The sequence below is a fragment of the Streptomyces lincolnensis genome, from assembly GCF_001685355.1.
GTDB classification, from domain to species: domain Bacteria; phylum Actinomycetota; class Actinomycetes; order Streptomycetales; family Streptomycetaceae; genus Streptomyces; species Streptomyces lincolnensis.
Genome location: NZ_CP016438.1, coordinates 4,141,480 through 4,167,729, shown reverse-complemented (window position 1 = coordinate 4,167,729; position 26,250 = coordinate 4,141,480). Strand labels below are relative to the sequence as shown.

General features: G+C 72.0%; 27 protein-coding genes. 14 read left to right on the top strand and 13 right to left on the bottom strand.

The features are described 5' to 3' along the window. Positions 1-71: 71 nt before the first annotated feature. The 4 genes from SLINC_RS18380 to SLINC_RS18365 are packed head-to-tail and all read right to left on the bottom strand — an operon-like array spanning position 72 to position 3,358. Positions 72-1,001: an ABC transporter substrate-binding protein gene (locus SLINC_RS18380; RefSeq protein WP_067433966.1), complete on the bottom strand. Its 930-nt coding sequence runs from the start codon at positions 999-1,001 to the stop codon at positions 72-74. An 11-nt stretch (positions 1,002-1,012) separates the two neighbouring features. After that, the gene (locus SLINC_RS18375) at positions 1,013-1,675 is read right to left on the bottom strand and encodes an ABC transporter permease (protein ID WP_067433963.1); all 663 of its coding nucleotides are present in this window, start codon (positions 1,673-1,675) and stop codon (positions 1,013-1,015) included. A gap of 1 nt (position 1,676) precedes the next feature. Continuing rightward, entirely contained in the window at positions 1,677-2,318 is a 642-nt protein-coding gene (locus SLINC_RS18370; protein WP_067433960.1) for an ABC transporter permease, read from the bottom strand. Beyond that, complete coding sequence (locus tag SLINC_RS18365) at positions 2,315-3,358, bottom strand: ABC transporter ATP-binding protein (RefSeq protein ID WP_067433958.1); 1,044 nt, start codon at positions 3,356-3,358, stop codon at positions 2,315-2,317. Before SLINC_RS18365 ends, SLINC_RS18370 begins: the two co-directional genes overlap by 4 nt. Positions 3,359-3,499: 141 nt before the next feature. On the opposite strand from SLINC_RS18365, the gene SLINC_RS18360 reads away from it, so the two are divergent. The 3 genes from SLINC_RS18360 (at position 3,500) to SLINC_RS18350 (ending at position 6,568) form a co-directional block, all read left to right on the top strand. Beyond that, the gene (locus SLINC_RS18360; protein WP_107406629.1) at positions 3,500-5,008 is read left to right on the top strand and encodes an aromatic amino acid ammonia-lyase; all 1,509 of its coding nucleotides are present in this window, start codon (positions 3,500-3,502) and stop codon (positions 5,006-5,008) included. Next, the gene (locus tag SLINC_RS18355; RefSeq protein WP_067433955.1) at positions 5,005-5,856 is read left to right on the top strand and encodes a MurR/RpiR family transcriptional regulator; all 852 of its coding nucleotides are present in this window, start codon (positions 5,005-5,007) and stop codon (positions 5,854-5,856) included. The genes SLINC_RS18360 and SLINC_RS18355 overlap by 4 nt, the downstream gene beginning before the upstream one ends. A gap of 157 nt (positions 5,857-6,013) precedes the next feature. Then, positions 6,014-6,568, top strand: a complete 555-nt coding sequence (locus SLINC_RS18350) for a hypothetical protein (protein WP_067433952.1) — start codon at positions 6,014-6,016, stop codon at positions 6,566-6,568. Between the two features lie 23 nt (positions 6,569-6,591). On the opposite strand, the gene SLINC_RS18345 is transcribed toward SLINC_RS18350, so the two are convergent. The 5 genes from SLINC_RS18345 to SLINC_RS18325 form a co-directional block, all read right to left on the bottom strand. Beyond that, positions 6,592-6,966, bottom strand: a complete 375-nt coding sequence (locus SLINC_RS18345; protein WP_067433949.1) for a roadblock/LC7 domain-containing protein — start codon at positions 6,964-6,966, stop codon at positions 6,592-6,594. A gap of 19 nt (positions 6,967-6,985) precedes the next feature. Then, positions 6,986-7,537: a roadblock/LC7 domain-containing protein gene (locus SLINC_RS18340; protein WP_067433947.1), complete on the bottom strand. Its 552-nt coding sequence runs from the start codon at positions 7,535-7,537 to the stop codon at positions 6,986-6,988. Positions 7,538-7,571: 34 nt separating this feature from the next. Beyond that, positions 7,572-8,426, bottom strand: a complete 855-nt coding sequence (locus SLINC_RS18335) for a hypothetical protein (RefSeq protein ID WP_067433945.1) — start codon at positions 8,424-8,426, stop codon at positions 7,572-7,574. Beyond that, complete coding sequence (locus SLINC_RS18330) at positions 8,423-8,791, bottom strand: hypothetical protein (protein WP_067445482.1); 369 nt, start codon at positions 8,789-8,791, stop codon at positions 8,423-8,425. The genes SLINC_RS18335 and SLINC_RS18330 overlap by 4 nt, the downstream gene beginning before the upstream one ends. A 231-nt stretch (positions 8,792-9,022) precedes the next feature. Further along, positions 9,023-10,417, bottom strand: a complete 1,395-nt coding sequence (locus SLINC_RS18325; protein ID WP_067445481.1) for a type III PLP-dependent enzyme domain-containing protein — start codon at positions 10,415-10,417, stop codon at positions 9,023-9,025. Between the two features lie 136 nt (positions 10,418-10,553). Here SLINC_RS18325 and hutU point away from each other — a divergent pair, with 136 nt between their 5' ends. The 4 genes from hutU to hutI are packed head-to-tail and all read left to right on the top strand — an operon-like array spanning position 10,554 to position 16,076. Then, positions 10,554-12,218, top strand: coding sequence for a urocanate hydratase (gene hutU, locus SLINC_RS18320; protein WP_067433942.1), 1,665 nt, complete (start codon positions 10,554-10,556; stop codon positions 12,216-12,218). Continuing rightward, positions 12,215-13,432 (top strand): allantoate amidohydrolase, encoded by a 1,218-nt coding sequence (locus tag SLINC_RS18315; protein WP_067433939.1) that lies wholly within the window; start codon positions 12,215-12,217, stop codon positions 13,430-13,432. Before hutU ends, SLINC_RS18315 begins: the two co-directional genes overlap by 4 nt. Then, on the top strand, positions 13,429-14,766 hold the full coding sequence (locus SLINC_RS18310; protein WP_067445479.1) for a formimidoylglutamate deiminase: 1,338 nt from the start codon (positions 13,429-13,431) through the stop codon (positions 14,764-14,766). The genes SLINC_RS18315 and SLINC_RS18310 overlap by 4 nt, the downstream gene beginning before the upstream one ends. Beyond that, the gene (hutI, locus tag SLINC_RS18305; RefSeq protein WP_067433936.1) at positions 14,763-16,076 is read left to right on the top strand and encodes an imidazolonepropionase; all 1,314 of its coding nucleotides are present in this window, start codon (positions 14,763-14,765) and stop codon (positions 16,074-16,076) included. Before SLINC_RS18310 ends, hutI begins: the two co-directional genes overlap by 4 nt. Here the strand turns inward: hutI and SLINC_RS18300 are convergent. Together SLINC_RS18300 and SLINC_RS18295 are read right to left on the bottom strand one after the other, a co-directional pair. Next, positions 16,062-16,250, bottom strand: coding sequence for a DUF397 domain-containing protein (locus SLINC_RS18300; RefSeq protein ID WP_067445478.1), 189 nt, complete (start codon positions 16,248-16,250; stop codon positions 16,062-16,064). The genes hutI and SLINC_RS18300 overlap by 15 nt on opposite strands. An 8-nt stretch (positions 16,251-16,258) precedes the next feature. Further along, positions 16,259-17,110 (bottom strand): helix-turn-helix domain-containing protein, encoded by an 852-nt coding sequence (locus SLINC_RS18295; RefSeq protein WP_067433933.1) that lies wholly within the window; start codon positions 17,108-17,110, stop codon positions 16,259-16,261. A 178-nt stretch (positions 17,111-17,288) separates the two neighbouring features. On the opposite strand from SLINC_RS18295, the gene SLINC_RS18290 reads away from it, so the two are divergent. Together SLINC_RS18290 and SLINC_RS18285 are read left to right on the top strand one after the other, a co-directional pair. Continuing rightward, on the top strand, positions 17,289-17,702 hold the full coding sequence (locus SLINC_RS18290) for an ATP-binding protein (RefSeq protein WP_067433930.1): 414 nt from the start codon (positions 17,289-17,291) through the stop codon (positions 17,700-17,702). Next, entirely contained in the window at positions 17,702-18,592 is an 891-nt protein-coding gene (locus SLINC_RS18285) for a hypothetical protein (RefSeq protein ID WP_067433927.1), read from the top strand. The genes SLINC_RS18290 and SLINC_RS18285 overlap by 1 nt, the downstream gene beginning before the upstream one ends. Positions 18,593-18,596: 4 nt before the next feature. Here the strand turns inward: SLINC_RS18285 and SLINC_RS18280 are convergent, their stop codons facing one another. Together SLINC_RS18280 and SLINC_RS18275 are read right to left on the bottom strand one after the other, a co-directional pair. Next, on the bottom strand, positions 18,597-20,156 hold the full coding sequence (locus tag SLINC_RS18280; protein WP_067433924.1) for an RICIN domain-containing protein: 1,560 nt from the start codon (positions 20,154-20,156) through the stop codon (positions 18,597-18,599). Between the two features lie 234 nt (positions 20,157-20,390). Further along, a complete protein-coding gene (locus SLINC_RS18275) occupies positions 20,391-21,320 on the bottom strand; it encodes an RNA polymerase sigma factor SigF (RefSeq protein WP_067433921.1) in 930 nt (309 codons plus the stop codon). Positions 21,321-21,558: 238 nt separating this feature from the next. Here SLINC_RS18275 and SLINC_RS18270 point away from each other — a divergent pair, with 238 nt between their 5' ends. From SLINC_RS18270 to SLINC_RS18250, 5 genes are all read left to right on the top strand, one after another. Then, positions 21,559-21,945: an STAS domain-containing protein gene (locus tag SLINC_RS18270; protein WP_067433918.1), complete on the top strand. Its 387-nt coding sequence runs from the start codon at positions 21,559-21,561 to the stop codon at positions 21,943-21,945. A 224-nt stretch (positions 21,946-22,169) separates the two neighbouring features. Next, positions 22,170-22,706 (top strand): ATP-binding protein, encoded by a 537-nt coding sequence (locus tag SLINC_RS18265; RefSeq protein WP_067433915.1) that lies wholly within the window; start codon positions 22,170-22,172, stop codon positions 22,704-22,706. 215 nt (positions 22,707-22,921) lie between these two features. Continuing rightward, positions 22,922-23,653 carry an LPXTG cell wall anchor domain-containing protein gene (locus SLINC_RS18260; protein ID WP_067433912.1) on the top strand — a complete coding sequence of 244 codons (732 nt, stop codon included), beginning with the start codon at positions 22,922-22,924 and terminating at the stop codon, positions 23,651-23,653. 180 nt (positions 23,654-23,833) lie between these two features. Continuing rightward, positions 23,834-24,901: a hypothetical protein gene (locus SLINC_RS18255; RefSeq protein ID WP_067445474.1), complete on the top strand. Its 1,068-nt coding sequence runs from the start codon at positions 23,834-23,836 to the stop codon at positions 24,899-24,901. A 50-nt stretch (positions 24,902-24,951) separates the two neighbouring features. After that, positions 24,952-26,223 (top strand): hypothetical protein, encoded by a 1,272-nt coding sequence (locus tag SLINC_RS18250; RefSeq protein WP_225988331.1) that lies wholly within the window; start codon positions 24,952-24,954, stop codon positions 26,221-26,223. The last annotated feature ends 27 nt before the right edge of the window (positions 26,224-26,250 follow it).

Genomic DNA, 26,250 nt, shown 5'->3' with positions numbered 1-26,250 from the left:
CGCCGGCGGCACTGGGGATAGCCCCCGTGTTCCGGGCGGTCACGTGGCCGTGTGGCCGTGTCAGGAGCCGTTCACGCCAGGCCGTGTTGTTTCGCGTACGCGTTCGCCACGTCCTCCGGGTCCTTCTTGTCCTTGTCGACCTGGCGGTTGAGCTCGGTGAGCTGGGCCGTGGTGAGGACGTTGCCGAGGCGGGCGAGGGCCTTGCGGACGGTGGAGTCGGCCTTGCGGTCGGCTATGAGGGGGACGACGTGCTGGCCGGGGATGAGGTTCTTCGGGTCGGTCAGGACGACCCAGTCGTTGGCCTGGATGTCGGTGTCGGTGGTGAAGAGGTTCGCCACGTCGACGTCGCCCTTCTTCAGGGCGCCCTTGACCAGCGGGCCCGAGGAGTCGAGGGACTTGAACTCCTTGAACTCCACGCCGTAGACGTCCTTGAGGCCGACCACGCCGACCTGACGCTTCTTCACCTCGGGCGCGGCGCCGATGACCAGCTTGCCGTTCTGCTTCTTCAGGTCGGCGAGGGAGGTCAGACCGTAGCGGGCGGCCGTCTCCTTGGTGACGACGAAGGCGTCCGAGTCCTCGGCCATGCCGTACGGCAGGATCTGGAGGCCGGCCGGGAGCGCGACGGCGAGGGCGTTCTGCATCTCGCCCTCCTCGGTCGCCGTCGCCTTGGGGTCCAGGTAGTGCAGCAGGGCGCCCTGGTACTCGGGGAGGAGGTCGATGTCGCCGCCCTTGAGAGCGGGGATGAGGATCTCGCGGGTGCCGAGGTTGGGGCGGACGGTGGTCTTCACGCCGGCCTTCTCCAGTACGGCGGCGTAGAGATAGCCCAGTACCTGGTTCTCGGTGAAGTTGGCGGTGCCGATGGTGACTCCGTCCTTGCTGGAGCCGCCGCCTCCGGACGAGGATCCCTGGCCTTCGAGGGAGGTGATGCCGCCGGCGCAGGCGGAGAGGGCGGGGACGGAGGCCACGGCGAAGAGGCCACCGAGCAGAGTGCGTCGGTTCATGTGCGGGTTCCCTAGGCGGTGCGGTGGCGGAAGAGGAAGCGCTGGAGGCCGGAGAGGCCCAGGTCGAGGACGACGGCGACCGCGGCCACCAGCACCGCGCCGCCGAGCACCTGGACGAGATCGCGCTGGGCGAGGCCGTCGAAGACGTAGCGGCCGAGGCCGCCGAAGGAGACGTAGGCCGCGATGGTCGCCGTGGCGACGACCTGGATCAGCGCCAGGCGCAGACCCGTCATGATCAGGGGGAGGGCGAGGGGCAGCTCGACCTGGAACAGGACCTGGTGGCCGCGCATGCCCTGGCCCCGGGCGGCGTCGCGGACGTCCGGGTCCACGGCCGTCATCCCGGCGTAGGTGTTGGTGACGATCGCGGGGACCGCGAGGGCGACGAGGGCGACGTAGACCGGGAGCATGGACAGTCCGCCGGCCAGGAAGACCAGCACGACGAGGCCGACGGTCGGCAGGGCGCGGCCGAAGGACGCCAGGTTGATCGCGAGGAAGGCGCCCCTGCCGGTGTGGCCGATCAGCAGGCCGAGGGGGAGGCCGATCGCGGTCGCGATGAGGGTGGCGAGCAGCGAGTACTGGAGGTGCTCGGCGAGGCGGTGGGCGATGCCGTCGGATCCGGCCCACTCGGAGCCGCTGGTCAGCCAGATGCCGAGGTTCTTGAGGAGCTCGTACATCTCAGGCTCGCCTCCGCTTCCACGGCGTCAGGACGTACTGGAGGGCGACGAGCAGCGCGTCCGCCACCACGGCGAGCAGCAGCGTGAGGACCACGCCGACGATCACGGGGGTGGGGAAGTTGCGCTGGAAGCCGTCGGTGAAGAGCTGGCCGAGGCCGCCGTCGCCGATGTAGGTGGCGACGGAGACGAGGGAGATCGACATGACCGTCGCGATGCGGACGCCCGCCATGATCACGGGGAGCGCGAGCGGGAACTCGACGGTGAGCAGGGTGCGCAGGGGGCGGGTGCCCATCGCCCTGGCCGCCTCCTTGGTCCGCGCGGGGACCGAGTCGAGGCCCTCGACGGTGTTCCGGAGCAGGACGACCAGGGTGTAGATCGTCAGGCCGATCACGGTCGTGGTGCGGGTGAGTCCGCTGACCGGCAGCAGGAGCACGAAGACCGCGATCGACGGGATCGTGAACAGGACGTTCGACAGGCCGAGCAGGAACCCGCGCAGGGGCCGGACCCGGTGGGCGAGCACCGCGAGCGGCAGCGAGATCATCAGGCCGAGGAGGACCGCGGTCAGGGCGGCCTGGAGGTGGGAGAGCGTGAGGGTGGTGAGGTCGTCGGTGTGGCCGGATATCCACGACCAGTCGATGGTCATGCGGCCACCCGGGCTTCCGTGTGCGCCCGGCCCGCGTGCTCGTGGATGTCGTCGCGCGAGGAGACGCCGGTGAGAACGCCGTCGGCGTCGACCCGGGCGACCAGACCGGTGGGGGAGGCGACGGACTCGTCGAGGGCCGCGAGCAGGGAGTCGTCGTCCTTGAGCGGTCGTACGGGGATCTCGGCGTCCGGCGTGTTCTTCGGCGCCCAGTGCAGGGGCCTGCGCCGCGAGTCGAGTACGAGGGTCCAGGCGCCGCCTTCCGGGGCCGGGCCCTGCGGGACCTCGGCGAGGGTCTTCAGCGAGAGCAGCTTCAGGCCGCGCTCGGCGCCGAGGAAGTCGGCCACGAAGTCGTCGGCCGGCCGGGCCAGCAGCTCGGTGGGCGGGGCGCACTGGACGAGGTGGCCGCCGGTGCGGAAGATCGCGATGCGGTCGCCGAGCCGGACCGCCTCGTCGATGTCGTGCGTGACGAAGACGATGGTCTTGTTCAACTCCTTCTGGAGTCGCAGCAGTTCGTCCTGGAGCTGGGTGCGCACGACCGGGTCGACCGCGCCGAACGGTTCGTCCATGAGCAGGACGGGCGGGTCGGCGGCGAGTGCGCGGGCGACGCCGACGCGCTGCTGCTGGCCGCCGGAGAGCTGGTGCGGGTACCGCTTGCCGGCCTCGGCGGTGAGGCCGACGGTCTCCAGCAGCTCCGCCGCCCGGGCCCGTGCCCTGCGGCGGCCGTGGCCGAGGAGCAGCGGCACGGTGGCGATGTTGTCGAGGACCGTGCGGTGCGGGAAGAGGCCCGCCTGCTGGATGACGTATCCGATGGAACGGCGCAGTTCCGCGGCGTCCTGCTCGGTGACGTCCTTGCCGCCGACCCTGATGGTGCCGGAGGTCGGCTCGACCATCCGGTTGATCATCCTGAGGGTGGTCGTCTTGCCGCAACCGGAGGATCCGACGAGGACGGTCACGCCGCCTTCCGGCATGCGCAGGGAAAGGTCGTGGACGGCTGTCGTGCCGTTGGGGAAGCGTTTGTGGACCGCGTCGAACTGGATCATGAGATGTCCCTTGCCCGGCTGTATAACGTCATGCAGAGTTCTCGGTGTGTGAATAGGTTGTCAACGCCTCGACGTTAATCCGAGGTAACGAATGACCGGAGAGCAAGACCGGTTGTCCCGATTGAGGGGAGTTTGGGCTTGATGTCGTCTCGGATCGTGGACACGCCGAGTCCTGTGCACACCGGCCTGGTGGTCCTCGACGGGATCGGGCTGGGCGTCGAGGACGTCGTCCGCCTCGCCGACGGGACCGCGCGGCCGGTGCCCGCGACCGACGGGATGAAGCGGGTGACCCAGTCCTGGGACGCCGCCCGGCAGATCGCCGCGACCGGACGCGTCTACGGCCGTTCCACCGGCGTCGGCGCCAACCGGAACGAGGACGTGCCCACCGAGGCGGCCGCCGAGCACGGGCTGCGGCTGCTGCGCAGTCATGCCGGCGCCATCGGCGAGGAACTGCCCGCCCGGCAGGTGCGCGCGATGCTCGCCGTGCGGGCCAACCAGCTGCTCGCGGGCGGGGCGGGGCTCCGGCCGACGGTGGTGACGGCGCTGTGCGAGGCGCTGGAGAACGGCGCCTACCCGGTCGTCAACGAGTTCGGGTCGGTGGGCACCGGCGACATCGCGGCACTGGCACAGGTGGGGCTGGCGCTCGCGGGGGAGCACCCCTGGCGAGGGCCGGGAGCCCCCGAGGCCCAGCCCGTCGACAACAACGACGCCCTCGCCTTCATCAGCAGCAACGCCCTCACCCTCGGCCAGGCCGCCCTCGCCCTGCACGAACTGCGCGCTCTGGTGGAGGCCACCCAGGTCGTCGCCGCCCTCTCCCTGCTCGCCGTCGACGGCTCGCACGAGGCGTACGCCGCTCCCGTGCACGCCGCCCGACCGCACCGCGGATCCGGCGAAGTGGCCCGCCGGATGCGGGAGCTGGTCGGCGCCGAGGACCGGCCCACCCCGCCACTGGGTCGGATCCAGGACCCCTACGGCTTCCGCTGCCTGCCCCAGATCCACGGCCCGGCGCAGGACGCGGCCGACGCCCTGGAGGAGGTCCTCGCCGTCGAGATCAACGCCGCCGCCGAGAACCCGCTCATCTCGCCCGAGGACATGGCCGCCTACCACCACGGCGGCTTCTACCAGGCCCAACTCGCCCTGTCCCTGGACCACTTCAGGCTGGCCCTGACCCAGGTGGCGCGGCTGTCCACCTCCCGCCTGTCCACCCTCAACGAGCCCGCCTTCACCCGCCTGAAGCCCTTCCTCGCCGACGCCGAGCCCGCCTCCTCCGGCGTGATGATCCTGGAGTACGCCGCCGGGGCCGCCCTCGGCGATCTGCGGGCCTTCTCGGCACCCGCCTCGCTCGGGCACGCTGTACTCTCCCGAGGCGTCGAGGAACAGGCCAGCTTCGCCTCGCTCGCCGCACGTCAGACACTGCGCGCGTGCGGCGCGTACCGTCTCGTCGTCGGCTGCGAACTGGTCGCCGCCGTACGGGCGCTGCGCCAGCGCGGCCTCCGGGCCGACCCGGACCTTCCGGTGGGCCGCGCGCTGGAGCTCGCCGAGGCGGTGCTCGACGAGGACCCGGCCGACCGGCCGCTCACGCACGACGTGACGACGGCGGCCGCACTGCTCGACCGGTTCACGGACATCTGGAGGGGGAGCGGGGCATGAGCGACATGGGTGTGACGGACACTCCCGCCGCACGGTTGCAGGCGCTGTTCGAGGGGCACCGGCTGACGCCCACCCAGCGGCGCATCGCGCACAGCATGGTGCGGCGGGCCGCCGACGTGCCGTTCCTGTCCAGCGTCGAGCTGGCCGAACTCGCCGGGGTCAGCCAGCCCTCCGTCACCCGCTTCGCGGTCGCCCTCGGCTTCGACGGCTACCCCGCCCTGCGCAAGCACCTGCGCGAGGTCGCGCCCGGCGAACCGGCGGCGCCCACGGCGTCGTACAACGAGTACCAGCAGGCCGTCGAGGCGGAGATCGAGAACCTCAGGCATCTGGCCCAGGTGCTGGCCGACCCGCGGCCCGTGCAGCGGGCGGGCCGGCTGCTCGCGGCCTCGCGGCCCCTGCCCGTCCTCGGACTGCGGGCCGCGGCCTCCCAGGCGTACGGCTTCGCGTACTTCGCCGCCAAGGTCCATCCCGACGTACGGCTGCTGCACGAGGGCGGCACGATGATCCACGACCGGATCGACGCCGCCGTCCGGGCGGGCGCCTCGACACTGCTGTGCTTCGCGCTGCCCCGGCACCCGCGCGAGGTCGTGGACACCCTGGCCTACGCCAAGGAGGCGGGCCTGACGGTCGTCACGGTCGCCGACTCCGCCTTCGCGCCGGTCGCCAAGGTCTCCGACCTGCTGCTGCCGGCCGCCGTCGGCACCGGGCTCGCCTTCGACACGGCCTGCGCGCCGATGCTGCTCGGCCGGGTCCTGCTGGAGGCGATGTGCGACGACCTGCCCGACGCACAGGCACGCCTTGAGGAGTTCGACGCGCGGGCGGCGGCCCGGGGGCTGTTCGTGGAGTGACCGGGCCGCGTGGAGTGGCAGGGCCGCTGCGGGTGCTCGCGTGGCGCTCTCAGACTCGTCTCACGTTCACTCGCTAATCTGTGCGGCCGAGAACGGCTGTGCCGAGGCGACGAGGAGGCGGAACGTGGCACGCGAGGGAGCTCAGGGACTGGCTCGGGTGGCGGTCGTCGTACGGGCCGGAGCCGCACCGATGTGGTGGCTCGGGGTGTTCGCGGCGGGCATCGGCGTCCTGGTACCGGGACTGACCGGCCGCCGGATCGGCGTGATGGCCGGAGCGGCCCTGTTCATCATCGGGGCGGCGGTCGTGGCGTACGGCCGTCGCAGGAGGTATGCCGCGCTGGCCGGCTCGGCCGTCCGGGCCGGCAAGCACGACATCCTCCAGGACCGGGCGGTGAGCGTGCGCACCTGGCGCCGCGGACACCGCTGGTGGCTGCTGCTCGCCTTCCTGGCCGCGCTGGGCAGCGCGTTCGCCGTGCCCGCGGCGGGCGGCATGCTGCTCGCCGGGTGCGGGACGGGGCTCCGGCTGAAGGCCGCCTGGCTCGGGCGGCGGGAGCAGGCCGGGGACGCGCTGCTGTGGGTGCGGGTCGACTGGCTCGCCGCGGGCGGCGGCCGACCGGCCGGCAAGGCGGTCAGGGGCTACCGCAGCACGGGCATCGCGGCGGGCGACGCGGCCCCGGGCGGAGCGCGCCGCCGCACCGCGGCCCTGGTGTAGCGGACCGCTCGGACGCGGACCGCTCAGACTTCGAGGTCCTCCTCGATCTTCCGCAACTGGTGGCGGGCCATCGCGAGGTTGGACCGCTTGGCGTCCAGGACCAGGTAGAGGAAGAGACCGTTGCCGCCGCGGCCACTGATCAGCCGGATCAGGTGGTACTGGTCGGACAGCGTGATCAGGATGTCCTCGATCTGGCCCTTGAGGCCGAGGTGCTCCATGGTGCGCATCTTGGCGCGGACCACGTCGGTGTTGCCGGCGGCGGCGACATTGAGGTCGAAGCTCTTGCTGCCGCCCATCGTGCCCAGCGCCATGCCGGTGGTGTAGTCGACGAGCGCGACGCCGGTGGAGCCCTCGATGGAGGCGAGTGCCTCTTTCAGACAGGTTTCGGTGTTGGCCATGACGATTCCTCGGTTCCTCTCAACTTTCGGTGGTACGCCCCGCCGTCGGAGCGGCGGGCGTCTCGGGGGTCGTGGGGGTCGCGGTACGGGCGGCGGCGGTCCGTGGGGTGACGGGCTTGGGCCTGGCCGTACGGGGTGTTCTGGCCCGGGTGGCGGCGGGCTTCGCGGCGGGCTTCGGCGCCGGCTCGGCCGGGACGGGCGGCGCGGTGTCGAGGAGTTCCCCGATCCGGGCGGCGGCCCGGCGGCCCTCCAGATGCAGCCGCCCCACGCTCACGCCGTCCTCGGCGAGCAGCGTCAGCAGGGCGGCACGGCCCGCCGTGTACGCCGCCACATAGCCGTGGACACCGCGGACGAGCAGTTCGCGGACCTCGCCCTGGCCGGCCGCGTCCGCCAGCTTCCCGGCGAGGCCGTGGGCCGCCGCGGTGAGTTCGGCGACCGCCGCCGGGTCGACGCCGGGGGTGTCCCGGGCGAGGACGAGTCCGTCGGGCCCGGCCGCGAGGGCGCCGGTCAGCTGGGGCACCCGCGCTCTGAGCCGCCGCAACTCCTCCCGTATGTCGGCCTCCGCTGCCATCAGGTCTCTCCTCTCGGCGCGGGTCCGCTGTCGGTCAAAGGGCCTCCAGCGCATCCCTGAGCCTCTTCAGCAACGTGATGTGGGGATCGAACGTGATGTGGGGATCGGTGGCATCGGCCGGGATCCCTTCGAACGGGTCGGGAGCCTCGGCGGGGGCGGGCTCGCGGGTCGCGACGACTCCGGCCGCCGCCAGCCGCCGCAGGTCCACCAGGGTGTGGAACGCCGGGCGGCCCAGCTCCCGCGCGATGTCCGCCGCCGTACGGACGTCGTCCAGCTCGGCCAGGACCGCGCGCTGGCGGCCGGTGGCCGGCGGGGGTACGGCCCGGTGCGCCCGGGTCAGGGGCCGCTCGTCGGTGGCCGGGTCGGGCCAGATGCGGTGCAGCAGATCACGGCGGCGCAGGGTCTCCCGCTCCAGGGCGGCCACCGGTACCGGGCAGCCGCAGCCGGGCCCGTCCTCGGCGGCGTACCGGAAGCGGCCCGGGACGCCGCTGGGGCCGAGGGCGAAGTACGCGGCGTCGTACAGCGCGACCAGCCGGCACAGCTCCAGCGCGCCCGGCGCGAGGAGCCCGCACTCGACCAGACGGTGGCCCGCGTGATGGTGGTCCCCGGTCTCGGACACCGCCCGCCGCCAGGCCTCGCCGTCGAGCGTGCCCCGCGCGCTGAGCAGGACGTCCAGGCCGGGCGCCGCCGGGCTCTCGGCGTCGACCACCCGGCCCCGGGAGAGCCGCAGCGTGCCGCGTTCGCGGACGAGGACGCCGGTGGCCCGCTCGGCGGCGAGCCGGCTCAGCATCGGCGAGCCGCCGCCCCAGCCCCGGTCCCGGGCAGAGGCCTTGTCCCGCACGGGCAGCCGGGGCGGAGGGGCGGCGGGAGTGGTTCTGACGGTCGTCATCCCAGCACCAGCCGTCCGGCCATCTCGCCGAGCCGGATGCGGGCCAGCGCGAGATTGCCGTCCGCGCGGGCCAGCCACAGATGCAGGCACACGCTGCTGTCGAAGGACGTACCCACGAACCGCAGCAGGTGGTAGCTGTCCCGGTTGCTGATGATCAGGTCCTCGACCGGCGGATCGTCCCCGTCGGGGGTGCCGCCGCCGGGGTCGGGCGCGAAGACGTGCTGCTCGGCGGCGAGCCGGGCCAGCTCGGCGGCCTCCACCGCGGCCGCCTCCTGATCGCCGCCCGGGGATTCCCCGACGGTGCCCAGGGCCAGCCCGCTGGTCCAGTCGACCAGCGCGGCGCCTCGGGCACCGGGCAGTCGCATGACCTCCAGCAGACACTCGTCGATTCCGGTGTCGATTCCGGGCACCGTGGCTCCCCTCCCGCCTGGGCTTCGGCTGAGTGACGACGAAGCTACGCACCGTGTGCGGGAGGGGTGAGGGTTCTGGCATTTTCCGGTGGAACATGCTGCGGAAGACTAAGGTGGGTCAACTGGCCTGATTGTCCGGCCAGTTGATCAGCCCGGTCATTCGATCAGCAGGGCCACCGGCGCACGTCAGTCGCGCCCGGGTGCGCGAAGGGGCGTGAGTGCCCCGGCGTGCGCCCCTCCCGATTCGGCCACGATCTCCTGGACCGTCTGCTCCTCCCGCACGGTCGCGAAGACGACACCGCCGTTCCCGTCCGGCGCGAAGCCGTAGATCCCGGGCCGGGCCAGGGAGTTGTAGGCGTAGTGGTGCGCGAAGTAGTACGCCCCCGTGTCCAGCGCCGCCGCGTAGTCGCCCTGCTGGAGCAGCGGCAACGCTCGCTCCCGGGCCAGCAGGTCGCCCGCGAAGCAGGCCGGACCGGCCACGTCCTGGATCACCTCGGGCCCCTCCTTCGGCCGCCCCTTGCCGTCGTAGGCGGCGATCCTCAGCGGCCACGCGCCCGGCGCGTACACCGTCCGGGTCGCCACCTGCACGCCCGCGTGGGTCACCGCGACCGGCCGCCCGCCCGCGCTCTTGGCGTACTCGACGCGGGCCACCACCGTGCCGTGCTTGGCCAGCAGCGACCGCCCGAACTCGGTGACCAGCCCGTACCGCCCGTCGAACAGCCCCGGCACCGCCTCCCTGAGCGCCCGCGCGTAGTCCGCGTACGTCGGTGCCGTCGCGTCCGAGGCGAAGTTCACCGGCAGCCCGCCGCCGATGTCGATCGTGTCGATCTGGGGCCGCCCGATCCGCCGGTTGATCTCCTCGGCGAGCGCGTAGGTCTCCGCGACGCCCTGGGCCAGCAGGGTGAGCGGGATGCCCTGCGAACCGGTGTGCGCGTGCAGCCGGGACAGCCACGGCCGGTCGGCGTACGCCCGCACCACCCACTCCCGCGCCCCCGCGTCACGCAGCGCCACCCCGAACTTCGAGGTCGCCGTGGCCGTCGACGTCGCCTCGATGGAGCCCCCGCCGACCTGCGGATTGACCCGGATCCCGAGCGGCGAGCGGCTGGGCGCGGACCGCATCAGGGCGTCGATGCGGTCCAGCTCCTGCGGATTGTCGGCGTTGACCGCGATGCCCAGCGCCAGCGCCTCCCGCAGTTCGGCGGGCGTCTTGGCGGGCGAGTCCAGCACCGTCCGGCCGGGCGCCACCCCCGCCGCCCGGGCCAGCGCCAGCTCGCCCGGACTCGCCACCTCCGCGCCGATCCCCTCGTCCCGCAGTAGCCGCAGCACCGGCACCAGCGGGGTCGCCTTCACCGCGAACGCGTGCAGCACGGGCGTGCCCGGCGCGGTGACCTCGTCGAAGGCCGCGCGCAGCCGCGCCGCCGACTCCCGGATGCCGATGACGTCGAGCAGGCCGACGATCGGGGTGTCCTGCCCGAGCAGGCCCTGCTCGACCGCGGCCCGCACCGCCCCGTGCCGGCGGACGGCCCGCTCCACGTCGCTGTCGTCCCGGTCCTGTGCGCTGTCGCTGTACCCGTTCACCATGTCCCCGTCCTCCACGCTCACCCGGCCGGCGAAACATCTGTTCCCTACCGACGCTGACGCGTGAACGTCTTGACTAGTTCTATTCATGAAGCAAGGATGTGAATAACGGCAGCAACAGTCCCCCAGGAGGCAGACCATGTCAGGACCCCGCCCCGTCCGAGCGCCGCGCGGTACGGAACTGAGCGCCCTGGGATGGCAGCAGGAAGCCGCCCTGCGGATGCTCCAGAACAACCTCGACCCCGAGGTCGCCGAACACCCCGACAAGCTCGTCGTCTACGGCGGCACCGGCAAGGCGGCCCGCGACTGGCGCTCCTTCGACGCGATGGTCCGCACCCTGAGGACCCTCAAGCAGGACGAGACCATGCTCGTCCAGTCCGGCCGCCCCGTCGGCGTCATGCAGACCCACGAGTGGGCCCCGCGCGTCCTGATCGCCAACTCCAACCTCGTCGGCGACTGGGCCAACTGGGAGGAGTTCCGCCGCCTGGAGGCCCTCGGCCTGACCATGTACGGCCAGATGACCGCCGGCTCCTGGATCTACATCGGCACCCAGGGCATCCTCCAGGGCACCTACGAGACGTTCTCCGCCGTCGCCGCGAAGAAGTTCGGCGGCACTCTCGCCGGGACGATCACCCTCACCGCCGGCCTCGGCGGCATGGGCGGCGCCCAGCCCCTCGCCGTCACCATGAACGACGGCGTCGCGATCTGCATCGACTGCGACCCGCGCGCGATCGAGCGGCGCATCGAGCACCGGTACCTCGACGTGCGGGCCGACTCCCTGGAGCACGCGCTCCAGCTGGCGGTGGAGGCCCGCGACGCCCGTCGTCCGCTCTCCATCGGCCTGCTCGGCAACGCCGCCGAGCTGCTCCCGCGCATGCTCGCCGAGAGCGCCCCCATCGACATCGTGACCGACCAGACCTCCGCCCACGACCCGCTGGCCTACCTGCCGGTGGGCGTGGCCTTCGAGGACATGGCCGACGCGGCCGCCAAGGACCCGGCCGGGTTCACCGACCGCGCCCGGGAGTCCATGGCACGCCACGTGGAGGCCATGGTCGGCTTCATGGACGCCGGAGCCGAGGTCTTCGACTACGGCAACTCGATCCGCGGCGAGGCACAACTCGCCGGTTACGAGCGGGCGTTCGCCTTCCCCGGCTTCGTGCCCGCGTACATCCGGCCGCTGTTCAGCGAGGGCAAGGGACCCTTCCGCTGGGCCGCCCTGTCCGGTGAGGCCTCCGACATCGCCAAGACCGACAAGGCGATCCTGGAACTCTTCCCGGAGAACGAGTCCCTGGCCCGCTGGATCAGGATGGCCGGCGAACGCGTCCACTTCCAGGGCCTGCCCGCCCGCATCTGCTGGCTCGGCTACGGCGAGCGGGACAAGGCCGGCGAGCGGTTCAACGACATGGTCGCCTCCGGCGAGCTGGCCGCCCCCCTCGCGATCGGCCGCGACCACCTGGACAGCGGGTCGGTGGCCTCCCCCTACCGCGAGACCGAGGCCATGCTCGACGGATCCGACGCGATCGCCGACTGGCCGCTGCTGAACGCCATGGTCAACGTGGCCTCGGGCGCCTCCTGGGTCTCCCTCCACCACGGCGGCGGCGTCGGCATGGGCCGGTCCATCCACGCCGGACAGGTCACGGTGGCCGACGGCACCAAGCTGGGCGGCGAGAAGATCCGCCGGGTGCTGACCAACGACCCCGGCATGGGCGTCATCCGCCACGTCGACGCGGGGTACGACATCGCCAAGTCCGTCGCCGACGAGCGGGGCGTGCGCGTCCCGATGCGTGAAGGTGACGACGCGTGACCTTCCACAGCATGTGGGCGGAGCTGCTGCCGCTGGGCCGCAGCTCCACCTCCGGCGGCTACCGCCGCTACGCCTGGACCGGCGCCGACCTCGAATGCCGGGCCTGGTTCAAGGAGCAGGCCGAGACCCGCGGGCTCACCCACGAGGTGGACCGCAACGGCAACCAGTGGGCCTGGCTCGGCGATCCCGCAGCCGGGGACGCCGTCGTCACGGGGTCGCACCTCGACTCCGTGCCCGACGGCGGGGCCTTCGACGGGCCCCTCGGGGTCGTGTCCTCCTTCGCCGCCCTGGACGAACTGCGCGCCAGGGGAGCGGAGTTCACCAAGCCGCTCGCCATCGTCAACTTCGGCGACGAGGAGGGTGCCCGCTTCGGACTCGCCTGTGTCGGCTCACGGCTCGCCGCCGGACAGCTCACCGTCGAGCAGGCGCACAAGCTGACCGACGGCGGGGGGACCACCCTCCCGCAGGCCATGCGGGCCGCCGGCTACGACCCGGACACCCTTGGGCCCGACCCCGAGCGGCTCGCCCGCATCGGCGCCTTCGTCGAACTGCACGTCGAGCAGGGGCGGGCGCTGGACCTGTCCGGCGACCGGGTCGGCATCGCCAGCGCCATCTGGCCGCACGGGCGCTGGCGGTTCGACTTCCGCGGCGAGGCCAACCACGCGGGCACCACCCGGCTGGTGGACCGGCGCGACCCGATGCTGTCGTACGCCGAGACCGTGCTCGCCGCCCGCCGGGAGGCGGAACTCGCCGGTGCCGTCGCCACCTTCGGCAAGATCGCCGTCGAGCCCAACGGCGTCAACGCCATCCCCTCCCTGGTACGCGGCTGGCTCGACTCCCGGGCCGCCGACCAGGAGAGCCTCGACGCCGTCCTCGGCGGCATCGAGAAGGCCGCCCGCGGCTACGCCGACGCCCACGGGATCGACCTCGACATCGTCCGGGAGTCCTTCACCCCCGTCGTCGAGTTCGACCACGCCCTGCGCGACGAACTCGCCCGCATCCTCGGGACCGACACCGACCTGAAGGTGCCCGTGCTCGGCACCGGCGCCGGACACGACGCCGGGATCCTGTCCGGGAGCGTCCCGACCGCCATGCTGTTCGTGCGCAACCCCACCGGCGTCTCGCACTCCCCGGCCGAGTTCGCGGCCGAGGACGACTGCGTGGCCGGGGTGCTCGCCCTCGCCGACGTACTGGAAGGACTGGCGTGCAGGTGACCCCGAAGACCTACTGGCTGGAGCACGCCTGGCTCGACACCCATGTCGAGCCGGGAGTCGCGGTGGAGACCGCGGACGGCCGCATCACTGCCGTCCGCACGGGAGCGGAGACGCCGCCCCCCGGCGCCGAGATCCTCCGCGGCCTGACCCTCCCCGGCCTGGCGAACGCCCACAGCCACGCCTTCCACCGCGCCCTGCGCTCCACCGTCCAGGTCGGCTCCGGCACCTTCTGGACCTGGCGCGAGGTCATGTACACCACGGCGGACCGGCTCACCCCGGACACCTACCACGCGCTCGCCAGGGCGGTGTACGCGGAGATGGCGCTGGCCGGCATCACCGCCGTCGGCGAGTTCCACTACGTGCACCACGCCCCGGGCGGCACCCGGTACTCCGACCCCAACGCGATGGGCGAGGCCCTCATCGCGGCCGCCGCCGACGCCGGTGTCCGCATCACCCTCCTCGACACCGCCTATCTCTCCTCCGGCTTCGGACAGCCGCCCACCAGCCACCAGCTCCGCTTCTCCGACGGCAGCGCGGACGCCTGGGCCGAACGCTGTTCAGTTCTCAAGGAACGGGATCACGCGCGGATCGGTGCCGCCGTCCACTCCGTACGGGCCGTGCCCGCCGAGCAGTTGGCGACCGTCGCCGGCTGGGCCGAGGAGCGGCGGGCCCCGCTCCATGTGCACCTGTCCGAGCAGACCGCCGAGAACGACGCCTGCCGTCAGGCCCACGGCCGCACCCCGACACAGCTCCTCGCCGAGCACGGGGTCCTGGGCCCGCGCACCACCGGCGTGCACAACACCCACCTCACCGACGAGGACATCGCCCTGATCGGCGGCTCCGGCACCGGCACCTGCATGTGCCCGACCACCGAGCGGGACCTGGCGGACGGCATCGGCCCCGCCGCCGACCTCCAGAAGGCGGGCTCACCACTCTCCCTCGGCTCCGACAGCCACGCCGTCATCGACCTGCTCGAAGAGGCGCGCGCCATGGAGCTCAACGAGCGGCTGCGCACCCGTACCCGAGGTCACTGGACGGCGGCGGCCCTGCTGCGGGCGGCCTCCGCCGACGGCCACGCGGCCCTCGGCTGGGACGGCGCGGGCACCCTGGAGGCGGGCGCGCTCGCCGACTTCACCACCGTCGCGCTCGACTCGGTCAGGACGGCAGGGCCGCTTCCGCGGCTCGGGGCCGAGACGGCCGTATTCGCCGCGTCGGCAGCAGACGTGTCGCACACGGTGGTGGGAGGTCGGCACGTCGTACGGGACGGGGCGCACGCCCTCGTACCGGATGTGCCGAAAGCCCTCGCGGACGCCATCTCCGCCCTGCGCGGATGATCCCGGGCAGCCCGCCCGCGCGACCCGCCTCCGCTTCCGTCTCCCCCTCTGCCCCCGGACCCGACCCCACCGCCGCCCAGGCCACCGAGGACGCCATGAGCAACGCGACGACCGTCAGCCCCGCCCACTCCGCGAGCACCGCGAGCACGCTCATCACCAACATCGCCGCCCTGGTCACCAACGACCCCTCCTCCGGTGACGGATCCCCCCTCGGACTGATCCAGGACGCGGCCGTCGTCATCGAGGGCGACCGCGTCGTGTGGACCGGTGATCAAAGCAAAGCACCCGCCACTGACAATCGGGTCGACGCGGACGGCCGGGCGGTCCTCCCCGGCTTCGTCGACTCCCACTCCCACCTCGTCTTCGCGGGCGACCGCACCCAGGAGTTCAACGCCCGCATGTCGGGGCGCCCCTACAGCGCGGGCGGCATCCGTACGACCGTCGCGGCGACGCGGGCGGCGAGCGACGAGAGCCTTGAGGCCAACCTCACCCGCTACCTCAGCGAGGCGCTGCGCCAGGGCACCACCACGATGGAGACCAAGTCCGGCTACGGCCTGACCGTCGCCGACGAGTCCCGGGCCCTGCGCATCGCCGCCGCCCACACCGACGAGGTCACCTACCTCGGCGCCCACATCGTGTCGCCGGACCACGCCGACGACCCCGCCGCCTACGTCTCCCTCGTCACCGGTGAGATGCTCGACGCCTGCGCCCCGTACGCCCGTTGGATCGACGTCTTCTGCGAGAAGGGCGCCTTCGACGGCGACCAGGCCCGCGCGATCCTCACCGCCGGCAAGGCGAAGGGCCTGCACCCCCGCATCCACGCCAACCAGCTGTCCTACGGTCCGGGTGTCCAGCTCGCGGTGGAAGTGGACGCCGCCAGCGCCGACCACTGCACACACCTGACGGACGCCGACGTGGACGCGCTGGCCGGCAGCCGTACGGTCGCCACGCTGCTCCCCGGCGCGGAATTCTCCACACGGGCCGCGTGGCCCGACGCCCGCCGCCTCCTCGACGCCGGCGTCACGATCGCCCTGTCCACGGACTGCAACCCGGGCTCGTCCTTCACCTCCTCCGTCCCCTTCTGCATCGCCCTCGCCGTCCGCGACATGGGCATGACCCCGGACGAGGCGGTGTGGTCGGCCACGGCGGGCGGCGCGGCGGCACTCCGCCGCGAGGACGTCGGCCGTCTCACGCCGGGCGCGTACGCCGACCTGATCCTGCTGGACGCACCGAGCCACGTGCATCTGGCCTACCGGCCGGGGGTTCCGCTGGTCGCGGACGTGTGGCGGCGGGGACTACGCCAGTCCTGACTTCAGGGCGCGTATCAGGTGGGCCAACGGTTCGGTGGTGGTGGTGAGTTCGGTGTCCGGGGTGTCGCTCTCACGGAGGTGGAGGGTGGGGGTGGCTGCCGCCACTTCTATGCAGGTGTCCCCGTCGCTCCCGTCGGAGAAGCTGGACTTCTGCCACTGCCTTGCCTGGGCCATGCGGGTCCTCACAGTTCCTTCGCCACGCGGTGGATGAAATCCCGCGACTGTGCGGGGGCGAGTGACGCCTTGCCCACCTTAAGGAGAAGGGTCCGAAGCCGTTGCAGCTGAGCTTCGGCATCGATGGGGCCCTTGTTCACAGGAGCGTCCCGGAGTCCGGTATCCAGTCTCGGCACCGGGCCGCCGAGGTACATCATTGCGGCTCCACCACCGGCGAAGTCGTCCTGGTCGACGGGGATGACACGCACGGTGACGTGGTCCTGCTCGCTCAGGTCGAGCATGTGCTTGAGCTGAGCGTGAGCGACGCGGCGGTCGGAGACGCGGATGCGCAAAGCGAACTCGTGGACGATCGCCTCGTACGGGGTGGGCCTGTCTCCGACCAGGACCGCGCGGCGCCGCATCCGGTGTTCGACCCTGGGTTCCAGTTCGCTCGCGGGCAGCCCTGGGTTCATGTACGAGAACACCGCGCGTGCGTAGTCCGGAGTCTGGAGCATCCCCGGCACGTGGATGATGACCACGTCGTGCAGGAATGTCGCGTGGTGCTCCAGTTCCGCGATGTCGAGGAACGGTGTCGGCAGGACTCCCCGGAAGTCTTCCCACCAACCCCGCGTGCGATCGGTCGCCATCGCTACCAGGGCGTCGATCAACGCCTCGTCCGTGCAGGAGTAGTGGGCCGCCAGTCGGCGCACGCGCTCCGCGCTCACGCCGGCCAGCCCGGCTTCCACCTGGCTGATCTGTGCCGACGTCGAGTTCAACAGCCCCGCCGCCTCACGGGCCTTCAGGCCGGCTGCCTCCCGTAGGCGGCGCAACTCGGTGCCCAGGCGCACCTGCCGTGCCGTTGGCTGGCTCCTCGGCGCCATTCGTCCCTCCTCATTCGGGGGTCAGATTACGGCATTGGCTTGCGTGAGGAAAAATTTTTGCTCTACCGTCAGTCACGTAACGCACACGCTGCGGAAGCGCACCGCTCCGTCCTGCCATGACGGCCGCGGCATTGCCACCGCCCGTGCCCCACCCACCCCCACCACTCGGAGCTGACGCATGCCCGAAAACGAGGCCGAACCCTGGGAGTACTCCCTCTCCATCCCCAACGACCCCCGAGCCGTCACCATCTGCCGCCGCACCCTCCGCCTCATCCTCACGATGCACGGCCTGATCCGGCTCGCCGACACCGCCGAACTCCTCGCGACCGAGCTGGTCGCCAACGCCGTACTGCACACCAAGGGCCCTGCCGTGCTCCGTGTTCGCTGGTCCGCCGGTGTGCTGCGGATCGGCGCGTGGGACGCGGACCCCGAACCCCCCGAACCGCCGGAGGAGTTGGCGAGCCTTGTGGACGCCGAGGACGGCAGAGGACTTGCTCTGGTGAAGGCGTGTGCCGACGTCTGGGGTTGGCAGCCGCTCGCCAGGCTCGGCAACCGGGGGAAGTACGTGTGGTGCGAACTGAGGGTGGCGTAGTGCCTGGCTCGTCACACGAGGCACTGCATCGGATCTTCCAGAAGGATCCCGCGCTGCTGACCCGTGCCCTGCAGAGTGTCTTATGCATCCCCTTTCCCGAACCACGCGACTTCGCCGCGATGAACGTGGATCTCACCGAGATCGAACCCGTCGAGCGGCGCGTGGACACCCTGCTGCGGGCGGAGACCGACGACGGTGTCTACCTGCTGGTCGTCGAGTCGCAGGGCAAGCCGGACGAGAGGAAGCGCGGCAGTTGGCCGTACTACCTCAGCTACCTGCACGAGAAGTACCGCTGTGAACCGGTACTCATCGTCATCACCCAAAGCAGCGCCACCGCCCGCTGGGCGGCGGAGCCCATTCACCTCGGGGTCCGGGGTTGTCCTTCGCTGACGGTACGGCCGTTCGTACTGGGGCCGGACAACGTGCCACTGATCGCGAACGAGCGGGAGGCCGAACGGGACGTACCCCTTGCGGTGCTTTCGGCCATGACGCATGGCCGGGGTCGGCGGGCTCCCGCCATACTGGAATCCCTGGCCGCCGCCCTGCGGACCATCGATCCGGACACCGCCGCGGTCTTCGTGCAGTTCGTCGACTCATGCCTGGCCGACACTCAGGCGCAACACATGTGGAGGGACCTCATGACGGCGATGCAGTACTTCTGGCGGCATCCACTCGCTGAGCAAGTGCGCGAAGAGGGGCGAGAAGCAGGGCGGGCTCAGGAGAGGGCGGAGAGCATTCTGCGTAACCTCAAGTGGCGCGAGATCGACGTGCCGGACGCCGTTCGGGAGCGCGTCCTCTCCTCCACCGACATGGACGAACTCGGCACCTGGCTCGAACGCTCCTACCAGGTCGACGACGTCTGGGAGCTGTTCACCGGCGGCGGCTCCTGAGCCGTCAGCTCACCCCCGCCCGCCACCGCTGGTCCGCCCGGCCCGACTCCCTGACCAGGGACACCGAGGTGCCGCCCGTCGGGGCTACCGCGAAGTCCGGGGCCACGGCCGGGCGGATGACCCCCACCGTGTCGACCGCGAAGCGGAGGTTCTGGGCGTTGCGGCCCTCCAAGGAGGCGCACTCCCAGATGCCGACGCCGTCGTCCGTGGCGCCGCGGCTGTCGAGGCAGAAGTCGGGGTCGGCGTACGACTGGAGGGCGCCGCGGGCGGAGTCGACGCGCCAGCGTTGGGTGGGGGAGGAGGAGCAGGGGGCCGTGATGACGTCGGTGCCCTTCTCCAGGTCGGCGCCGCTGATGTCGAGGCAGCGGCCCGAGGCGACGTTCACGATCTGGGCGTAGGCGGTGCCGGGCGGTGTGGGGGCGGCGGCCGGGGGCTTCGACGGCCGCTTCGAGGGTGCCTTCGAAGGGGACGGGGACGCCGATCTTGTCGGGGGCGGGGACGACACCGCCGGGGGCGGGGACACCGTCACCGTTACCGGGGGCGGACCCGGCGGCGTGCTCACCGCCGAGGGCGTCGCTCCCGCCGACTCCTGGGAGGGCGGAGAGTCCCGCTGCGTCAGCAGGAAGGCCAGCAGGGGCGCCAGGGCCACTCCCAGTGCGGCCGAGGTCAGCAGCAGGCGGCGGGGTGGCCGGTGAGGGAGGCGGGGAGTGGTGCGGGCACCCGTTCCGATTTTCGGCCCACCGTGCAGACGGCTCCCGTACGCCGCCCCCGCCCACGGCAGCAACCCCTCCACCAGCGCCGCCCGCGGAGCGTCCCGCAGGGCGGACAGTTCCTCGTACGCCGTCGTGCAGTGCACGCAGTGCGCCATGTGGGACCGCAGGTCGGCGCTCTCGCGCGGGCTGTCCGGTCGTACGGATTCCGAGATGAGGCGGCGGAAGTCGCCGCAGTGGGGATCGGTGGAGGCGGCGAGGCGGGAGCGGAGGCAGGCTTGGGAGAGGGCGGCCAGGGCGCGGTCGGTGCCGTGTGCCACGTCCGCGGGGGAGAGGCCGGCGAAGACGGCCGTGCGGTCGAGCGGCTCCCCTTCCACCACGCCGTACCAGATCAGGCCCTGCGCGCGGGCCGGCAAGGACTGGAACGGGGCGAGCAGGGGTGGGAGGGGCCCGTCGGCGCCGGTCGAGTGCAGGACCAGCAGGAGGGTCGGGTCCAGGCCGGCCGAGCGTTCGTCCGCCGCCCAGGCCGCGGCCTCCCGGGCCGTCAGCAGCAGGAGGCGGTGCCGCCACGGGACGCCGAGGTCGATGCCGCGTGCCGTCTCCCGGGCGGCGAGCGTGAACGCCTGGGCGGCCAGCTGCCGGGCCGGTGTCTCGCCGGTGGCGCACAGGCGGGCGTACGCCAGGACGGACGGGTGGTGGCGGGCGCGGAGTTCCTGGAGGGCCTGGTAGGCGGTGGCCGAGTCGGCGCGCAGCAGGTCGGTCAGGCGCGCGTCGGAGGCGTCGGCGTGGCCACGCCCGTCCGTACGCCCGTACGCGCTGCCCCCGACCTCGTCGGTCCCGTCGGCCCGAGCCATGAATCGCCCTCCCCGCCCGCTCCGTCCCTGACGGACCGGCCAGTCTGTGAAGGGTGCCCATAGTGGTGGAGGTGCCCCCGGGAGGAAAGAGGTTCCTCCGGGTAACAGAAAGTTTTGAGCCGCCGCGCAGAAAGCCACACGGCACCACCGGCCCGGCACGCCACACAGCAACCCGGCCCCCGAAGGGCCGGGCTGCCCGTGGCGGATGCGCGACCCCGGCGGACGCGGCCGCCGTCACTCCTCGACCGTCAGCCCCTTCCGCAGCCGCACCAGCGTCCGCGACAGCAGCCGGGACACGTGCATCTGCGAGATGCCGAGTTCGTCGCCGATCTCGGACTGGGTCATGCCCGCGACGAAGCGCAGGGAGAGGATCTTCCGGTCCCGGGAGGGAAGTTCGGCGATCAGCGGCTTCAGGGACTCGACGTACTCGATGCCTTCGAGCCCGTGGTCCTCGTAGCCGATACGGTCGGCCAGCGCGCCCTCGGCGTCGTCCTCCTCCGGCTGGGCGTCCAGCGAGGAGGCGGTGTACGCGTTCGACGCGGCCATGCCCTCGACGACCTCGTCCTTGGACAGGCCGAGACGCTCGGCGAGCTCGCCGACGGTCGGCGCCCGGTCCAGCTTCTGGGCCAGTTCGTCGCCGGCCTTGGCCAGGTCGAGCCGCAGCTCCTGGAGCCGGCGCGGGACCCGCACCGACCACGAGGTGTCGCGGAAGAAACGCTTGATCTCACCGACGATGGTTGGCATCGCGAAGGTGGGGAACTCCACACCCCGGCTGAGCTCGAAGCGGTCGATCGCCTTGATCAGACCGATCGTGCCGACCTGGATGATGTCCTCCATCGGCTCACTGCGGGAGCGGAAGCGGGAGGCGGCGAACTTGACCAGGGCGAGGTTGAGTTCGACGAGCGTGTTGCGGACGTACGAGTATTCGTGGGTGCCTTCCTCAAGCGACTCCAGCCGCGCGAAGAGGGTCTTGGACAGGGCCCGTGCGTCCACCGGCCCCACCTCGTCGTACGGTGGGATCTCCGGAAGCCCGGCGAGCACATCGTCGACTTCATGACGTACGTCGCTGTTCTGCTCGATGGGATCCAGATGTTCCGGGGGGGATGTCGACGTCGCCTCATGGGTATGCGATGCGTCGAGCCGGGGTGACATGATGTCCTCCATCGTTCTCGGCATATGGCTGCCGAAGCCAATTCGTGCACTGCGGTGTGCGGCGCCTCCAAAGCCGGCCGTGTCGGGTACGTGTCTCTACTAGCCCTACCCGCTTTCCCGAGCCTGCCGCAAGTGCATTATGTGTGGTTATGTCCGTTTGTGGGCGGTTGTTCGGGTGTTGGAGGGTGTGGAGAAGGCGTAGTGTTCGAGGGCGTCAGTCAGCAGTCACGACGTCGGGAGAGAGAGACGCATGGACCGCGGGACGGTCGGCAGCGCACAGTCGGGCCGGCTTCTGGTTGAAGTGCGCGAAGAGGGCTCCAGTGCCGTCGTGACTCCGGCGGGTGAGTTGGATCACCACACCGCCGATCTGTTGCGTGAGCCACTCGAGGACTGCCTCGCGAAGGGTTTCAGTCGACTCGTGGTCGACTGCACACGTCTGGAGTTCTGCGACTCGACCGGACTGAACGTACTGCTGGGCGCGCGGCTGAAGGCCGAGGCCGCCGGGGGTGGTGTGCATCTCGCCGGCATGCAGCCGGTGGTCTCGCGCGTGTTCGAGATCACGGGGGCGGATGCGGTCTTCACGGTGCATGACACCCTGCGGGCCGCCCTGGCCGGCGAGTCGGGCGAGACCGGCTGACCCGCGTGACCGGCCCGGGGTGCTGTCCCACCCGTCCCCCCTGTGATCGGCGTATTCGGGCGTCACGCCTTTTCGTGCCGAATACAGGGGTGTTCGTCCGGTCCGGTCGGGCAGGAGACATCCGTACCGACTGTGCGGTGGCCGACACGGGGACGGGTCGGCCGCACCGACCGTGCAGTGACCTTTTGAATCGTGAACCGGTGAATCGGTGAGGTGAAGCGCTGATGAGCACCACCCGGCCTTACCCGCCGGGCGACCGAGGCCCGGAGCCGAGCGGCGCTTCCGGGGCGTCCGAGGGGGGCGTGCCCGAGACCGGGACGTCCGACGGGGGCGCAGACGGGTCGTCGGGGGGCAGCCACGCCCGCAGGCTGAGCTTCGACGGGCAGAGCGGCGTCGTCCCGCTGGCCCGCGACTTCACCCGCCAGGCGCTGTACGCGTGGGGGTGGCTTCCGGCCGCCACCGCGGATCAGCGGGCCGCGGCGGAGGATGTGCTGCTCGTGGTCTCCGAGCTGGTGACCAACGCGTGCCTGCATGCCGAGGGGCCCGACGAGCTGTGGATCGCCTGTGACAGGAAGGTGATCCGGGTGGAGGTCTCCGACAAGGGGACGGGGCAGCCGGCGCCGCGGAGCCCGCACCGGGCCGGGCGGCCCGGGGGGCACGGGATGTTCATCGTGCAGCGCCTTTGCCTGGACTGGGGAGTCGTACGGACTCCCGGGGTCGCCGGCAAGACGGTGTGGGCCGAGTTGGGGGCACCGGCCTAGGAGAGCCCCGCGTCCCCGGGAAGGGCCGCGCGCTCCTGAGAGGCCCCGCGCCCCTGAGAAGTCCCCGCGCTCCTGAGAGGTCTTCGCGCCCCTGAGGGGGCGCTTTCGCATCCCCACAGTTCCGACACTCCCTTTGTCTTCCCTCCTTACGTGCCCGGGCGTACCTTGACGGCCGATCTGATGTGCCGTCAGGAACGAGTAAGGGGAGCGGAACCGTGTCGTACCCGAAACGAACCGCCGCGCTCGCGTCCGTCGCGGCCCTGGCCGGCTCGGTGGTGCTGATGGCCGCCCCCGCAGCCCACGCCGAGGTCGTGAACGTCAACTACCGCTGTGAGACGCCGATCGGGGTGAAGACGGCCGTCTCGCCCATCGACATCGAAAGCGTCGAGGACGGCGGTGGCTACAAGGTCACCATGTCCTGGCAGAAGGGCGTGTCCTCCAGCCCGGTCGACCTCGGGAAGGGCGCGATGAACCCGAGCGCCACCATCAAGCTCGGCGGCGCCGACAGCGGCACCCTGAACGTGACCGGTCCCGCCAACCAGGCGACGGTCCCCGCCAACACCCCGATCAAGATCAACGACCTGAGCGGCACGTACACCCCGAAGAAGACCGGCAAGGTCACCTTCACCGCGGGTGTGCTCACCATCAAGGCGCTCGGTACGACGACCACGTGCACGCCGACCAACAGCCCGGGCCCGTCGCTGAGCCTGGACGTGACGGCGGCGGGCGGAGCGGGGTCGGGGGCGGGCTCCGGTTCCGGATCGGGCTCGGATTCCGGATCCGGGGACACGCAGAACAACAGCGGCGCGGGCGACGAGCTGCCGCAGACCGGGCCCGAGGACTCCGCGATCGCCCTCGGCACGCTCGGCGGCACGGTGCTGCTGGTCGGCGCGGCGGGCGCGCTGTGGCTGACCCGGAGGAACCAGGCGGCCCGCGTCCGCCACTGACTCCGTCGTGCCTCACGACAGCCGGAGCCGCCGATGCCGCGGATGCTGTCGGCCGCGCGCCTTCTTCGCCGTACGACGACGAAGGCGCCGTAGGAGTGGGCGCGGACCCGGATCCCCGCGTACGGACGTCGAGTCGACGGGAGCGATGACGTGAGCGGCAAGGTGCGGATTCCGGTGCTGATGGCGTTGTGCGCGCTGCTCGTGCTGCCCCTGGCGGGCGCGTCGGCGGTGGCGGCGGACGGGCCGGGCGTGAAGCTGTCCAGGACACAGGCGGGCACCGGGGGTTCGATCACCGTCACCGGTGAGGGATGGCGGGCCCGGACCCTGCTGATGATCCTGATCTGCGGCCAGTCCGTGCCCTCGCGGGGCGTGGCCGGCGGCACCGACTCCTGCGCCAACGCCGACGGCCGGGCCGTCACCACCGACGCCGAGGGACGCTTCAGCCGGAAGCTGCCGGTCGCCGAACCGCCGGTGCCGTGCCCCTGCGTGGTGCACGTGGCGACGGTGACGGGCGCGAAGGCCGAGGCCGACGCGATCTTCCAGGTCGCCGGGCACGCCGTCGAGCCGTTGCCCGCCGACACGGCCGGGGGACGGCTGTCGGTGCTCACGGACACCCGGCTGGAGGGCTCCGGCGGGCTGCTCACCTGGTTCGGGTCGGCACCCGCCCGGACGATCGTGCTCACCGTGGGCAATGTCGGTACGTCCGCCGTCGAGGACCCCGTCTTCCAAGTCGGCACCTCCCACGGCGTGTTCGCCCCCGAGTGGCAGGAACAGCGCTGGCGCGGCACGGTCCAGCCGGGCGGGAAGGCGCGGATCGAGCTGCCCGTCGAGCTGCCCGGCGGGGCGCACGGCGACTACACCGTCTCGCTCAAGTACGGCGGCAAGGTCCTCGCCGAGCAGCCCTGGGACGTGGGGCGGCCCTGGGGCGTGACCCTGTTCTGGATCCTGGTCTGCCTCGTCGTACCGGCCGCTCTCTTCCGCGCCGGGATGGCCGTGGTCGACCGGATCCGGCCACGCCGCGCGGGCGGCGTCCGCCACCGCGGGCTGCGCCTGCCCGAACTGGCCCTGCACCTGCCGGGCGTGAAGCCCTCCCGGGCCGCACACCGGGCGGCCCCCTCCTCTCCGGCCCTGCCGTGGTTCGCCCCGGACGCCGATCCGGGCACGGCCGGGCGGCTCTCCGCACCGCACGACGACAGTCCGACGAGTCCTACGACTCCCACCACTCCCACCACGAAGGGGCCCCCGTGAGCAGGCGAAGGAGAGTCGCACCGGCCGGGACGACAAGGAGGAGAACGGTCGTGGTCGCGGTCGCGCTGGTGCTCGGCGGGGCCGGTGCCCTGCTCGGCGCGGCCGCGGGGACCGCCCAGGCGGCGGAGGTGGCGTACGCGACGCGATGCGTCCCGCCCGCCGGCGTCGGGCTCGAACCGGTCGAGGGCACCACCGAGGTGGAGATCACCGCACCGGCCACCGCGCGGGTCGGCCAGGAGATCGAGGTGGTGTGGACGTTCGTCCGGGCCGCCTCGAAGAACCCGGACATCATCGACCTGCCCGCCAACTCCGTTCAGCCGTCCGGCACGTTGAAGGCCACCGGCGCGCAGACCGCGGACCTCGCGATGCGGGGGCCCCGCGAGAACCCCGCCATCCCCAAGGGCGGGGACATGGTGCTGTCCGCCATGAAGGGCACGTTCAAGCCGACGACGGCAGGGCCGGTGACGCTGACCCCGGACGCGTACGTCGTCAACGCCATGTCGACGGACACCAAGTGCGCGCCGACGGAGGCCGTGAAGGCGGCGGCGACGATCGACGTGACGGCGGGGGAGGGGAGTTCGACACCGACACCGACACCGACCTCGACTCCGACACCGACCTCGACTCCGACCTCGACCTCCACACCGCCCCCGACCTCCACACCGACTCCGACCCCGACCTCCACACCCACCGGGACGCAGACCGACTTCACCGGCAAGGAGGTCGACATCCCCTACACCTGCCAGTCGCCCATCGGTGAGAAGAAGGCGACCTCCACGATCCAGATCAACGCCAAGAAGGACGGCGGCGGTTACGGACTCACCGTGCGGTTCAAGAACTCCCCGATGGACAGCCCTGCCGACATCCCCGCGGACTCGGTCAAGCCGTCCATGGAGGTGGTTCTCGGCGGCGACGACAAGGGCTCGGTCCACGTCGAGGGCCCCACCAACTCCGAGGCGATCAAGCCGGGCGACCCGATGGAGATCTCCGACATGACGGGCGCGTACAAGCCGGGCGCGACGGGTGAGTCGACCCTGTCACCGGGTGTCCTGACGATCGAGGCGCTGGGCACGACCACGACCTGTAGGCCGGACCGGACGGACGTCTCCCTGACCCTGACCACGCGGGAGCAGGAGGGCGGCGCGTCGGGCGGCTCGTCGTCCTCCGGCGGTTCGTCATCGTCCGGATCGACGAGCGGCGGCCTGGCCGCGACGGGCGCCGAGGACGACAGCGGCCTCAAGGCCCTGGGCCTGGTGGCGGGAACGGCGCTGTTGCTGGGGGCGGCGATCTTCACGTTCATGCCGAGGCGGAGGGCACGTTAGACCCTGTCAGGGGCGCGGGGAACCGCG